The sequence below is a fragment of the Sphingobacterium bambusae genome (assembly GCF_033955345.1).
Lineage (GTDB): Bacteria > Bacteroidota > Bacteroidia > Sphingobacteriales > Sphingobacteriaceae > Sphingobacterium > Sphingobacterium bambusae.
The window spans coordinates 928084-941200 of the sequence record NZ_CP138332.1; the positions used below are offsets into that span (position 1 = coordinate 928084).

At 47.6% G+C, this 13117-nt stretch carries 11 protein-coding genes; 5 read left to right on the top strand and 6 right to left on the bottom strand.

All coding sequences use genetic code 11. From position 1 onward, the window contains the following. Positions 1-33: 33 nt before the first annotated feature. Genes SCB77_RS03830 through SCB77_RS03840 form a run of 3 tightly spaced genes read right to left on the bottom strand, consistent with a single transcriptional unit; the run spans position 34 to position 5499 of the window. Positions 34-3426 (bottom strand): DUF1080 domain-containing protein, encoded by a 3393-nt coding sequence (locus tag SCB77_RS03830; protein ID WP_320185104.1) that lies wholly within the window; start codon positions 3424-3426, stop codon positions 34-36. Positions 3427-3437: 11 nt separating this feature from the next. Beyond that, positions 3438-4706: a Gfo/Idh/MocA family oxidoreductase gene (locus SCB77_RS03835; protein WP_320185105.1), complete on the bottom strand. Its 1269-nt coding sequence runs from the start codon at positions 4704-4706 to the stop codon at positions 3438-3440. Positions 4707-4740: 34 nt separating this feature from the next. After that, the gene (locus tag SCB77_RS03840; RefSeq protein ID WP_320185106.1) at positions 4741-5499 is read right to left on the bottom strand and encodes a DeoR/GlpR family DNA-binding transcription regulator; all 759 of its coding nucleotides are present in this window, start codon (positions 5497-5499) and stop codon (positions 4741-4743) included. A 125-nt stretch (positions 5500-5624) separates the two neighbouring features. Between SCB77_RS03840 and SCB77_RS03845 the strand changes: the two genes are divergently transcribed. From SCB77_RS03845 to SCB77_RS03860, 4 genes are all read left to right on the top strand, one after another. Further along, positions 5625-7190 carry a glycerol-3-phosphate dehydrogenase/oxidase gene (locus SCB77_RS03845; RefSeq protein ID WP_320185107.1) on the top strand — a complete coding sequence of 522 codons (1566 nt, stop codon included), beginning with the start codon at positions 5625-5627 and terminating at the stop codon, positions 7188-7190. 35 nt (positions 7191-7225) lie between these two features. After that, positions 7226-8725, top strand: coding sequence for a glycerol kinase GlpK (glpK, locus tag SCB77_RS03850; protein ID WP_320185108.1), 1500 nt, complete (start codon positions 7226-7228; stop codon positions 8723-8725). 25 nt (positions 8726-8750) lie between these two features. Beyond that, a complete protein-coding gene (locus SCB77_RS03855) occupies positions 8751-9479 on the top strand; it encodes an MIP/aquaporin family protein (RefSeq protein ID WP_320185109.1) in 729 nt (242 codons plus the stop codon). 476 nt (positions 9480-9955) lie between these two features. Continuing rightward, positions 9956-10141, top strand: coding sequence for a hypothetical protein (locus SCB77_RS03860; RefSeq protein ID WP_320185110.1), 186 nt, complete (start codon positions 9956-9958; stop codon positions 10139-10141). Between the two features lie 128 nt (positions 10142-10269). Here the strand turns inward: SCB77_RS03860 and SCB77_RS03865 are convergent, their stop codons facing one another. Next, positions 10270-10677 carry a hypothetical protein gene (locus SCB77_RS03865; protein WP_320185111.1) on the bottom strand — a complete coding sequence of 136 codons (408 nt, stop codon included), beginning with the start codon at positions 10675-10677 and terminating at the stop codon, positions 10270-10272. Positions 10678-11225: 548 nt separating this feature from the next. Between SCB77_RS03865 and SCB77_RS03870 the strand changes: the two genes are divergently transcribed. Continuing rightward, complete coding sequence (locus SCB77_RS03870; RefSeq protein WP_320185112.1) at positions 11226-11792, top strand: hypothetical protein; 567 nt, start codon at positions 11226-11228, stop codon at positions 11790-11792. 111 nt (positions 11793-11903) lie between these two features. Here the strand turns inward: SCB77_RS03870 and SCB77_RS03875 are convergent, their stop codons facing one another. Further along, the gene (locus SCB77_RS03875; protein ID WP_320185113.1) at positions 11904-12413 is read right to left on the bottom strand and encodes a hypothetical protein; all 510 of its coding nucleotides are present in this window, start codon (positions 12411-12413) and stop codon (positions 11904-11906) included. 215 nt (positions 12414-12628) lie between these two features. Then, on the bottom strand, positions 12629-13060 hold the full coding sequence (locus SCB77_RS03880; protein WP_320185114.1) for a DUF4265 domain-containing protein: 432 nt from the start codon (positions 13058-13060) through the stop codon (positions 12629-12631). Positions 13061-13117: the final 57 nt, after the last annotated feature.

The window sequence follows — 13117 nt, forward strand, 5'->3', positions numbered from 1 at the left end:
GAGACGTTTTATCTGATAAGCGTTTAAAGACCCTTACAATTTTTTGATTCGGATATTACGCAAAAAGACTTCCGAGCCATGACCAAGAAATCCGATATGGCCTTGGGCATTTTTTAATCCCGGATGGTCTTTTCCATCCAAGGTTCCATTTTTGGAAGCCTGCGCCAAGTCACCATCCAAGATCACCACACCATTCAGTGTTACCCGAATCTTGTTGCCCTGCAGGCGAATCTCTTGGCTGTTCCATTCGCCAATAGGCTTCATGCCTGTGCGCTTTGCCGGGATAATGCCATAGGCCGAGCCATGATATTGATATTCCTTTAAGTTTTTATAGATATCCGCATCGTTATCCAAAATTTGGATTTCCGTGCCCACATAAGCAGCATCACCGTCTAATGGTGTGCGGATACCGACACCATTGTTTGCTCCCGGCGTCAATTTGAAATCAAAACGGTACACAAAGTCGCCATACTGCTCTTTGGTATATAGGTTTTTACCAAACTTTGCATCCGGATTTGCGCGTACAAAACCCTCGGGTGTAATCTCGTAAGCAGAAGTTTCTGTCCACTTATTCAAGTTTGTGCCATCAAACAACAGGTCGAAGCCCTCCTTCTTTTCGGCTTCCGACAAGCTGTAGACCTCTTTTCTAGGAAATTCCTTCAAGTAGATATCACGGTACCAAACCTGCGATCCGTGTGCCTGCAGCTCCAACTGTTCCGTTGGGAAGATCGCCTGGTTACGGTCCCAATAATTCTCCAAGGTGACACTATCCACCACCAGTTCGCCATTGAGCCATACCCATACCTTTTCGCCGCGCATGCGCACCTTGAAGGTATTCCATTCGCCCAGTGCGTTATCGGCTACTTTCAACGGATCTTTTGAGTTCTTTTGATTATTGTACAAGCCGCCCGAGCCTACTTGAGCCCCCACGTTGGTACGCGAGATATCCCAGATTTGTACCTGCGGTGTGCCGCGTAGGTAGATGCCTGCATCAGGCTCCTTTCCATTTGGATCCAACTTCCAATCCACCAAAAGCTCAAAATCACCGTACTGCTTCACCGTAGCAATATTATCGCCATGTCCGCTAAACACTAAACTTCCCTGATCAGCTTTCCAACTTTCGCGCATCTGTTGATCCGCCACTTGTTGTTTTGCGGCCAACTCTTTGGCAGACATTTTAGACCGTTTAATAGGGTCTTCCACAAGTCCCTTCCATCCCGAAAGATCCTTTCCGTTGAACAAGGCTACATAGCCTTCCCCTTTTAGCATTTCGGCCAAATGCCGCACGATAGCTTCCCGCAGGTACGAGCTTTCACTCCCCGAGAGGTTAGCCATCGCCTTTTCCAAAATAGAACGCACCGTTGCTCCCGTAAAAGCAGCGTTGTCCATCGCAATATTCATCGCCGTATTCGTGGCGGCACCTTTTAGTTCGGCATCATCTAGAAACTGCGCCGCAAAAATCATGGCTTGGTAGGTTTCCGTTTGTTGTAGGCTAGCCAACACCTGTCTTTTCTGCGCCACATTGCGCGCCAGTGCAAAAGCATCTTTCAGGTACAGGGTCTTCTGCTCGGCGGTATGCGCACTCGCATTCACCTGCTTAATCAGTCCCGCGAAAATAGCGTCGAACGTAGCGCCCTTTTCTTCTCGGGAAAGGTTGATCAAGGTCGGCAATACTTCCGGATTAGACCAAGCGGCCAACGCCTGCTGCGCCGGAGTTTTTAAGCTAGCGTTGGGCAGATAGTTCTTCACAGCCTGCAATGCATCCGCGCCACCTATGCCAGCAAACACGGGGAAATAATTTGCTGCTGAAGGTGCTGCCGAGCGGGAAATATTTGCAGCCAATCGCTGCACCTTGGCATCCCGATCCGTGCTGGACTGCAACACCGAAATCAAGGCCTTTTGCAATGCCGGCGCATCCGTTGCCGGTGCAGCCGCTAGCAGCTGCACCACTGCATCAAAGTCATCCGCTTGTACCACGGTCGGTAAAGCCTTCAACGCAGCTTGCTTTACCTGCGGATCTGCTGAAGCAACCAAAGGCAAAACTACTTTGGAAGAGGCCGCATCCGTCCGCTTCGACAGGATATCCAACAACAGCAATTGCGTTTTCGCATCGGCGGATGGCAATGCCGCATCAATCAGGGCCACCGTTTGGGGATCCCTACTAGAAAGCAGCAGGCCCGAAATCGCCTGTGCAGTAGGTTCATCCGCTCCTTTCACGGATTGGATAAGAAAGGCTGCATTGGATTCCTTACCCAGCGACGATAAAGCTGTTAAGCCCGCAACTTTGGATTGCGTATCCTTCACGTGCGGCAAACTTGCCTGTAGGGCTGCCAAATCTGTCGCATCCCCTGTTTTTGCCAAATAGTTGAAAATGCTTTCTTGCACCTCTGGCGAAGCTTTTTTCAAGATAGCCATCAGCTTCTTATTGTCCGCAGCTGTTGCCTGTCCCTTCAACAAAGACAAAGCACTGTTACGATACAAGGCGTTGCTTGAGGTCGCCGCTTTCATCAGCTGTTTCTTTGCTTTTTGCGGATTAGCATCCATCAACAGACTGAGAGCGCCCACCTGCAGCGTCGTCGCTTGGGCGCCAGCAGCTCCCTTCATAACGGCGTTGGCCACCGATAGCGCCAAGCGATCGTTACCTTCGCGCAACAGCTGCTGCGCATAGTCAAGAGTCAGTCCGCCAATATTTGTTTTGTCAAAGCTGTAGTTGACCGTCTTTAGCTTGCTCAATAGCACAGGGGCAGATTTAGCGCCGCCGATCTTGCTCAGCGCCGTATACACCGTGCGCTGAAAGTTCTCACTATCATAGCGACTTAAGCTGGCAATGATGGCGTCTTCATCGCTTTTCGAGCGCAGATCGCCCAAGGCGGCAACCAATGCCGTCGTTGTCTTTTCCGAATCCGCCTTCTGCAAAGCCTCAGACAGTGCTTTCGCAGCCTCGGGCGTACGGATACCGTTTAAGGCGAGCGCTGCTTTGTCTACCAGTTCGCTGTCGCTAAGGTAAGGTACAATGGCCGCAATGGCTTCATTTTTAGCCGTCTGCTTTAACAACTGCAATACAAAAGCCTTGTGCTGCTTGTCCTGCAAACGATCGAGTGCTTGGATCAGCCCTTGCGAGAACTGCGCGCGCGCAGTTTCCTTACCCTGTTGCAATACGTAAAAGGCATAGGAATTTGCCGCATAGGTAATCGGAATATTTTCGGTACTGTTGCCTTTAAGGCCTGTCAATAGGTTCACGATATCATCGGCCGTAAAGGCCTCCAGCTCGTTCATCGCCGCGAGAAACTTCGTTTGTTCCTCTGCAGGCTGCTGTGCCAACACATCGGCAATCTTCGTTGCTGACGTTCTATTGGCCGGCTGTTGTGCGTAGGCCGCTCCCTGGAGTAACAGTAAAACGGATAACGTATTAAATACTTTTTTCATTTTTCGGTTGGTTAGATAGTCCAGGGTCCGCGCATCGGTTGATTGATCAGTCTGTTCGCTCCTTCGTCGTTCACAAACTCCTGCTTTTCGGAATCGAAATGCAGGGTACGATTTAAACGCAGCGCCGCAAGCCCTAAGTTGACCAGCGTGGCCGAGTAATAGCCATTCTGCTCGTTCAGGGCAAATTTCTGCCTGCTGCGGCAAGCCTCCACAAAATCCGTTACCTGCGCTGCCGGTTCCGGGTACTGGGAAAGTTTACGCTCCAAATCCGGAATATCCGATACAAAGCCTTTATACAGTTTTCCTTTCGGCCCGTCGATATAAGCCTGTCCCTCTTCGGTACCGGCACCATCCAAAATAATCTGGCAACCATCGGCGTAGGTGTAGGTAATCTTGCGCCAAGTACCCACAGCATCAAAATGCTGCTGTGGCGCATCGACCTCTACTTTCACCGGACTCTCCTGGTCTTTACCTAAAAAGTACTGCACAGGATCCAAGTAATGCTGACCCATATCGCCAAGACCACCGCCATCATAATCCCAATAGCCTCTAAAGGTCGTGTGCACGCGATGCGTGCTATATGGCTTGTATGGCGCTGGCCCTAGCCACATATCGTAATCCAATTCTTTTGGCGCCTGCTCTACCGGCAGGTTCTCCTTGCCCACCCAGTAAAATTTCCAGTCAAAGCCGGTATGTTTACTGATGGTCACTTTAAGTGGCCAACCCAACATGCCGGTATCCACCAATTTTTTTATTTTCTTCACCGGCACGTTCATGCCATAGAAATTGTCTGTAAAACGAAACCAAGTATTCAGGCGAAAGATGTTGCCATGCTGCGCAACGGCCTCCTTGACTTTCTTACCTTCACCTATGGTGCGCGTCATCGGTTTCTCACACCATATATCTTTGCCCGAGCGGGCTGCTTCTACAGCCATAATACCATGCCAGTGTGGTGGCGTAGCAATATGAACAATGTCCACTTCTGGATTTTGGATAAGCTCTCTGTAGTCGTGGTGCTCTTTGATGCCGCCACCCAATTCCTTTTGGGCAATGGCTAAATGCCGGGTATCTACATCGCATATGGCCACCGTTTTGGTACCCGCATAGGCGAAATGTCCACGGCCCATCGACCCAACGCCGATAACGCCTTTGGTTAAATGGTCACTCGGAGCCAAAAAACCGTTACCGCCCAGCACATGTCGGGGCACAATGGTAAAGGCAGCAGCTCCAATCAACGTCTTTTTAATAAAATCACGTCGTGAAGTGTTGTTTTCTTTCATTTTCTAGTAGCTAGTCTTAGATTTAGCTTCCAAGTTAACAAACTTTATATTCAATACCAAAATTGTCACACAATTGTTGATATTTAGGCGGAATAGCATCGCTGATCAACATATCAACTTTATCCAAGGCCGCAATTTTGCCCAGACTTTTGCGGTCAAACTTGGACGAATCGGCCAAAACAATCACCTGATGGGCTGATTCCATCATCTTGCGGTTCAGCAGCGCCTCCTGTGCATTCGTGGTGGTGATGCCAAAGTCGCCATCAATCCCATCGACGCCCAAAAAGAGCTTAGAGCAGAAGAAATCGCCCAACAGGGCTTCGGCATAGCTGCCCATAATGGAAGAAGAGGTTTTGCGAACAGGACCGCCGAGTTGTATAATATCCACCTGCTCATGCTTGATCAACTCCATGGTCACATTGATGGCCGAGGTGATCACCGTCAAGCCAGCCTGCGGCACAATCTCGCGGGCAAAAAACTGCATGGTCGTTCCCGAAGCAATAATAATAGAATCATTGGGCTCCACCAGCTTTGCAGCCTCCATCCCGATACGCCTTTTGGCCTCGGCGTGTAGTTGCGCTTTCTCATTAATCGGGCGATCCTTTTGATAAGGGTTTACGCTTGTTGCTCCACCATGGGTACGGGATAGCAGCATTTCATCTTCCAAAAACTGCAGGTCTTTTCGAATCGTGACCGAAGAAACCTTCAGCTCTTCGCATAAATCTACAACCGAAACATGCCCGTCTTCAGCTATTCTCCGAATGATATATTGGTGGCGCTCTACGTTATTCATAGCCCCAAGATACGGATTTCTGGGGATGGAATGATTTCGAAACCGAAATTAATTTCGAAAAGTTTCGTTTGTTTACGTTTTTTATTAAATTTACAATCAAAACAAACATAACGAAACAAATCAACATGAATTTCAAGCGAATCGAAGCCATAGGAAACGTTGCAGCAGGTGAAGCCTGGGACATCATCATTATCGGCGGGGGTGCTACCGGCTTGGGCATAGCCGTTGATGCCGCCTCCAGAGGCTACAAAACGCTGCTGCTGGAGCAGTATGACTTTGCGAAGGGCACCTCCAGCAAAAGCACCAAGCTGGTGCACGGCGGTGTGCGTTACTTGGCCAATGGCGACGTCAAGCTGGTCTTTTCGGCGTTGAAAGAGCGCGGGCTGATTTTCAAAAATGCGCCACATGTATCTTTTGTACAAAGCTTCGTGATTCCCTCCTATTCTTTCTTCAGCAAGATGAAGTTTCTCATCGGCCTTAAACTATACGACTGGATGGCGGGCAAGCTACGGATAGGCAAATCTAGCTTGCTGAGCAAGGCACAGGTGCAGGCGAGCCTTCCCAAGATCAAGACCGAGCGTTTACAGGGCGGGATACGCTATTACGATGGGCAATTTGATGATGCCCGTTTGGCTATCAACTTGGCACAGACCGCCGCAGAGCAGGGCGCCACCGTGCTAAACTATTGCCAAGTGGTTTCGATCGATAAAGACGCACAGGGGCAGGTCAACGGCGTTCAATTTATCGACAGCCTAAGCCAGAAAAGCTACCAGGTGAAAGGCAAGGCGCTTGTCAATGCGACCGGCATATTTGTAGACGATATCCTGAAAATGGATACGGCCAGCCACAAAAATTTGGTACGTCCCAGTCAAGGCGCCCATATTGTGATCGACAAGCACTTTTTGGGAGACCGCGATGCACTGATGATTCCGGAAACAAGCGACGGACGTGTGCTTTTCGGTGTGCCTTGGCATGATAAGGTGCTGCTGGGCACCACCGACACGCCGCTACATGCCCACCAAATCGAGCCCCGCCCCTTGGAAGAGGAGCTCGACTTTATCTTGAACACGGCGAAGGACTACCTGCAGGGCGCACCCACCCGTGCCGATATCAAAAGTATATTTGCCGGTCTACGTCCTTTGGCAGCACCAACACATGGCGACGGCGACAGCACCAAGGAAATTTCACGGGATCATAAGCTTATAAAAAGTCCTTCCGGCCTGGTGACCATCACTGGCGGAAAGTGGACCACCTATCGTAAAATGGGCGAAGAAACGGTGGATCTTGTTGCCAAACATACCGACCTGCCAGCCAAGGCCTGCCAAACGACTTCTCTTCGTCTTCATGGGTACAGCGTAGAGAAAAGGGCCGGCCACTGGCAGGTATATGGTGCGGATTATCTCCACATTGCGCAGCTGATGGAACATGATCCACGTTTGGCAGCGAAAATCCATCCCGATTACGACTTCCGCTTAGCCGAGGTGGTTTGGGCCGTGCAAAATGAAATGGCCTGCCGGCTGGAAGATTTCCTTGCGCGCCGTATCCGCCTCCTGCTGCTGGATGCCCAAGCCTCTTTGCAGGCGGCTCCTCTAGTGGCGCAGGTGATGGCCGAGCAACTGGGGAAAGATCAGGCATGGATCGATAACGAACTGCGGGACTACCAAGCGCTCGTCAGCAAATACCTTATATAAATCAACACATACATATACCCTATAAACCAAAAAGCATGAGAAAAGAGTTTATTTTAGCGCTGGATCAAGGAACGACAAGTTCCCGCGCTATCTTATTCAACAAAGCGGGGCAGATTGAAAATATCGCACAAAAGGAATTTACACAGATCTTTCCGAAGTCGGGCTGGGTAGAGCATAATGCCAAGGAAATTTGGTCCACACAGCTGGCCGTATTGACCGAAGTTATCGCCCAATCAAAAATAAAATTGGATGAAATAAAAGCGATCGGCATCACCAATCAACGGGAAACGACCGTGGTATGGAACAAAAAGACCGGCGAACCGATCTACAACGCTATTGTGTGGCAAGATCGCCGCACGGCCGAATACTGCCAGTCCATCGCCGCCAAGGGCTTGGATAAGCTTATCCAAGAAAAAACGGGACTGCTGATCGATGCCTACTTCTCGGCCTCAAAAATAAACTGGATACTGACCCATGTGGACGGCGCGCGTAACCTTGCCGAGCAGGGCGAACTTGCATTTGGTACCATAGACTCTTGGTTGGTATACAACCTTACTAGTGGGCAGAAACATATAACCGACGTGACCAACGCCTCGCGCACCTTGCTGTTTAACATACATAGCCTTGCTTGGGACGAGGAACTGCTCGACATCTTCGACATCCCTGCCTCCATGCTTCCCGAAGTACGCAGCAGCTCGGAGGTCTATGGCGAAACCAGCACCGAGCTGGGTAGCCGTGCCATCCCCATTGCTGGTATCGCGGGCGACCAACAGGCCGCGCTGTTCGGGCAGCTGTGCACCCAAGAGGGAATGGCCAAAAATACCTACGGCACCGGCTGCTTTCTGTTGATGAACATCGGCAAGAAGCCTGTTATCTCCACCCATAAACTGGTGACCACTGTTGCTTGGAAAATTGGCGATGAGGTGCAGTATGCACTAGAGGGCAGCATCTTTATCGGCGGCGCCGTGGTGCAGTGGCTGCGCGACGAGCTGGGCATCATCCGCCATTCGAGCGATATCGAAGTACTAGCCAGCAAGGTGTCCGATACGGAGGGGGTATACATGGTTCCCGCCTTCTCGGGCTTGGGCGCTCCGCATTGGAATGCCGAAGCAAGAGGCACCATTGTGGGGCTCTCTCGGGGTTCCAGCGATGCGCACATCGCGCGCGCCGCACTGGAAAGCATCGCCTACCAAACGTATGACATTCTGCAGGCCATGGAGATGGACGCGCCATCTCGCATCAAAGAGTTGCGCGTGGATGGCGGCGCCACACAGAACAACTTCCTTATGCAGTTTCAGGCAGATATCCTCAAAACCAATGTGGTGCGCCCAGCCATCACGGAAACCACGGCCCTTGGCGCAGCCTATCTGGCGGGACTAGCCGTAGGATTTTGGGAAGATATTGAGCAGCTAAAGAGTCTATGGCAAGAAGATAAGACTTTTGTTTTTGACCCGGAAAAGAACCACGAGGCGCAGCTCCATGAATGGAAAAGGGCGACCGAGACCGTCAAATTTTGGGCTAATTATACCTCGTAAACCAGCACTTTATAAACCATACGTTATGACTCCATTTCTCTCAGAACTTATAGGTACCGCCGCCATGATCTTATTGGGAGGCGGTGTGGTGGCCAATGTGGTGCTCCAAGACACCAAAGGGAACAACGCCGGCTGGATCGTGATATGCACCGCTTGGGCTATGGCCGTTTTTGTAGGTGTGACCATCGCTGGTCCCTACAGCGGCGCCCACCTCAACTGTGCGGTCACCATTGCCAACCTGGCCTTGGGCAAGCTTGACCTACAAACCTCCCTCAGCTATATCACCGCCCAGTTTCTGGGCGCCATGATCGGTGCTGCATTGGTGTGGCTGGTCTACAAAGATCATTTTGCACGCACGCAGGATGCCGCAACGAAACAAGCTGTCTTTTGCACTTCGCCCGCGATACGCAACCTGCCGGTCAACCTTATTAGTGAGGTGGTAGGCACCTTTGTGTTAATCTTCACCATCCTCCATTTCACAGAACCCATGATGGGGGACAAAACGCCGATCGGGCTAGGCTCCATTGGCGCTATTCCTGTCGCTTTCTTGGTGTGGGTCATTGGCCTTTCGCTGGGCGGCACCACCGGCTATGCTATCAATCCGGCTCGCGACCTTGGCCCTCGCGTTATGCATGCGCTACTGCCTATTAAAAATAAGGCGCCCTTTGATGTTGCCTATGCTTGGGTGCCTGTCATCGGTCCTATTGTCGGCGCCTTGCTAGCGGTATTGCTTTTTGTACTGATATCGGGTTAATCTGCTTGATCGGCCCGCAACATATACGCTATCCCAAGAGGCTGAGACGACATCGCAGCTTCTTGGGATGGCATGACCTTAATCTGTATGTTGACGAACGCATACCGGCAAAAATCCGCTTAAAAAGCGGTTAAAATGAATAAATAAACACTCCTTTAGAAAATAGTTGCCATTTTGCATATAAACAACAACTTGGTGCATAAGAACAATACGTTATAGCATGTATGCAATGGAGCGTTGTTTGTAAACAATACAGCATTGTTCATGAACAATGGCGCATTGTTCGTATACAATAGAGCTTCGAACAGGAGCATTACTCCTTTGTTTACTAACAATGCCGCATTGTACAGTGCGTTTGTCCCTTTGCATGGAAACAACGCTTCATTGTAAGTGTGCAACGCGGCATTGTATAATGAAGATGATCCATTGTAGGAGAACAACAACCCGTTGTTTTTATGCAACAAGGCATCGCTCATATGCAATACGCAGTCGTTTTCCCGCGATCCGCTCGTGTTTATCCTCTCCGACTTGCCGATGAGCAGCAACAAATGCGGGCATGCACTGCGGCGTTTAAAGTTTGGTACCTTGTACTTATCGTAACGGAACAATGGATTGTGGAGCAGCATCCGCAGCTTATTGCAGATGAACTATGTTATAAATAAGGGTGTCGATGGTTTATAAACGAGAAGATAGGATGTATTGATGGAGAGCGACGTCCCATTGAAAATCATCAATGTTTCGAGGACATGTAGTATAAATCAAACCAAAACTTTTCGCTTTTTTATACAGCCTAGGAAGACAAGTCTTCATAAACTAATGCCAATGGACTATCTTTTTTCACAAGGGTGGACCAACCAGGAAACGCACCCTTTTCTAGTTTAGCCACGAACATATTGGAAAAATAGATTTCCGCAGAAACATTCTCCTGATGTACCGCCCAGCGAACCTCAACCAACGTTTCCTCGTCAACAGGCGGCATATTAATTTTGACAAACATGTGCGGATTCTCAAATGGAAGATCACTTTCATTACTCCAATCGACAGTTTCTGGGGTTTTCAGGCTATTATATAACCAAACATCACTGATGATCAGCTCTTTTCCTTCTACCAAGTAGGCGTAGCACACTTTTCCGTCATCTTCGATTATCACGGAGAACAGCGGAAGTTCGTTATTGATGTATTGCTTAAAATAGGCCATAACTGTTTACTTTAAAAGTATAGCGCCGAAAATTCAGAATCGTTTTGATCGCAAAAAATCGTCCGTCTTTGATTGCTATCGGCAGCTTTCAGTAAGAAATAGTCAAAAGAACTTATTTCCAATTGGCTAATCTTAATCTGCTACCTAGCAACATGCAAAACTAAAGAATTGCAATCAGTTTTGCTACAGCCCCCATCTATAGAAACAACCGAAAGCTATAGAATTACGAGGGCACATAGTTGTTTTAAATAGCGTATCGCAAAGAAAGTAAAAGAGCTGAGCACATTTACGCTGATATTCATTAACTATGTTTCCATTTGGCGAAATAGCAGAGATCGTCGTAACAGGTAGGAAGAATATACATCAAACAACTCTCAGGACAGCACAGGATAGAGGCATCACTATTTCTTTATAAATTTAGTTATTACTATTTAACATGCATGCAGAACCGAATAACGAAATAGTTTCGTTCTATTGAGTACAACATGGATATGTTATGCATGAGGCGCGTAAGGAGCAAGTATTAACTTTTGTTTATTTGTATACATATGTTAGGTGAAGTTGTTTCATTTCTCTTCCTGCTGTTTATTTTTTCAACAGCCCATAGTACTGTATTGGCTCAGCTTTCATCTATTACGCGAGAATTGGGCGAAGCCGGCGTGCAGCTGCATGATGTGGTGCATTTTTCAGCAACCTCTAAGCTCGATATTTCACGCAAGGGCTCTTTGCCGACTTATACTTTTCTAAATGATGATACATCAGAAGTGTGGCACTTAAAAGTGAGCAGGCACCCCATATCACAAAACACGGGCTCTAAAGAAACGACTTCTACACAGCTAACAGCTAAAAGTCATAGAAAGCCCGCTAAAGAACTGCTTACAAATAAAGAACTAAAGCAACTGGGCGGGAGCTTGGGCGTATTGGTACATTTACCAAATCTCGACGCATTTGACCCGATTGTATACGAAGACAAAACCTATTCCCCTATAGCCTCACTCACCCTGTCAGGAAGCAAAGCAATAGTCAATTTGACCATCTATGATATGGAGATCCAGAAGAATATCAGCCGAAAAAGTTGGATAAGCAAAATCAAAAAATTTATGACAATCGATTAATAAGATTAAAACAGTTGTTTGTGGCAAGTAGGTTGTTTTTATGCAGTAACATTACACCTTACCCTCCATCAATAGCTGGTCCAAACTACAGCGATGCAAACCGAAACGGTCTTATTCACGTAAATTCAAAAAAGTCATTTGAAGAGCCTCTTTTTTATCCTTATTAAAAATCTTTACGTTAACGCTTGAACCTTTTCGAAAAACATTCCTGTATGCGTTACTATCACCCATTCGTTTCAGAAAATCATCGCCGTATTTAATGTATGCTTTTTGTCGTCTCTTTAAATTTAGATTCAAACAAATAGAGTTATCAAACTCAACCCTGTGATTGAACAAATTTAATATCCCGTAGTGTTTATAATAATATGCTTCACATAAATAAATCTCCAGATCATTTTTAACATCTGCATAGAAAGCCGAATCCAAAATCTTTATCTCGTCCGGACGAATTTGCCTGATGAAGTTGTTATTGTAGATCGAATTTTCAACAGATAACTGTGCGGGAAAGTGGTAGTTAACAAATTGTCCATTCCTAACGATCAAAATAGACAACACGTAATATGCCAAAACAATTGCTAGACATATTGTTACGGATATTTTTATTGCTCTATTTCTTTTCATCTTTTTTTGTTTTTTATAAAAACTCAGCACCAACCCAGTCAGCTCCGTTACCACCACAAGTAAATTGAAAGTACAGCAAGATAGCAATGTAAAAACAAATTGCTATCCGCCACACGATGTGCAACTTTCCAGAAACGTTATCACTTGGCTCTTTCTTTTTACTCTTTTTGAGTATCCGATTCTTAGGCATAACAGTTAATTAGTACAGCTTTTTTTTATAGGTATCCATCCTGTGCGATACAGCCTTCTTCATATTCCCATTTGTTCTCTTGCTCCCCTTTATCGAGAAACAACTTTACTAGACCATAGCTAACTTTTGGAGGTATATCCACGGCGATAAGTACAGCGATGTGACTGATCTCCGAGCTGCAACCCAATGCTGTTAACTCATCGCGAGTAGGCTGAACATCGCTGACATCGTTAAAAATCATACGCACCGTACTGTGTCCAGATTCTTCTATCAGATATGATACGACAAGTTGCCCGTCCTTTTCTTGCACGGCTAAGACATCTCCCCATGCATATCCCCTTGCGTAAAATGGGATATTATCCAATTTGTAATGATCTCCGACTTTCTCCGCCCAAACGCTCTCCATCATCATTTCATCCGTGATTAAATCCTCGCATTCAAAAACTATTTTTTCCATTACTTTATTTCGTTTCGGGGGATAGCATGGCTTTTTGCCAACAGCACAGCAGCTCTA

Coding starts and splice junctions, on each gene's coding strand:
- SCB77_RS03830 (WP_320185104.1), bottom strand. CDS start 3,426: ATGAAAAAAGTATTTAATACGTTATCCGTTTTACTGTTACTCCAGGGA.
- SCB77_RS03835 (WP_320185105.1), bottom strand. CDS start 4,706: ATGAAAGAAAACAACACTTCACGACGTGATTTTATTAAAAAGACGTTG.
- SCB77_RS03840 (WP_320185106.1), bottom strand. CDS start 5,499: ATGAATAACGTAGAGCGCCACCAATATATCATTCGGAGAATAGCTGAA.
- SCB77_RS03845 (WP_320185107.1), top strand. CDS start 5,625: ATGAATTTCAAGCGAATCGAAGCCATAGGAAACGTTGCAGCAGGTGAA.
- glpK (WP_320185108.1), top strand. CDS start 7,226: ATGAGAAAAGAGTTTATTTTAGCGCTGGATCAAGGAACGACAAGTTCC.
- SCB77_RS03855 (WP_320185109.1), top strand. CDS start 8,751: ATGACTCCATTTCTCTCAGAACTTATAGGTACCGCCGCCATGATCTTA.
- SCB77_RS03860 (WP_320185110.1), top strand. CDS start 9,956: ATGCAATACGCAGTCGTTTTCCCGCGATCCGCTCGTGTTTATCCTCTC.
- SCB77_RS03865 (WP_320185111.1), bottom strand. CDS start 10,677: ATGGCCTATTTTAAGCAATACATCAATAACGAACTTCCGCTGTTCTCC.
- SCB77_RS03870 (WP_320185112.1), top strand. CDS start 11,226: ATGTTAGGTGAAGTTGTTTCATTTCTCTTCCTGCTGTTTATTTTTTCA.
- SCB77_RS03875 (WP_320185113.1), bottom strand. CDS start 12,413: ATGAAAAGAAATAGAGCAATAAAAATATCCGTAACAATATGTCTAGCA.
- SCB77_RS03880 (WP_320185114.1), bottom strand. CDS start 13,060: ATGGAAAAAATAGTTTTTGAATGCGAGGATTTAATCACGGATGAAATG.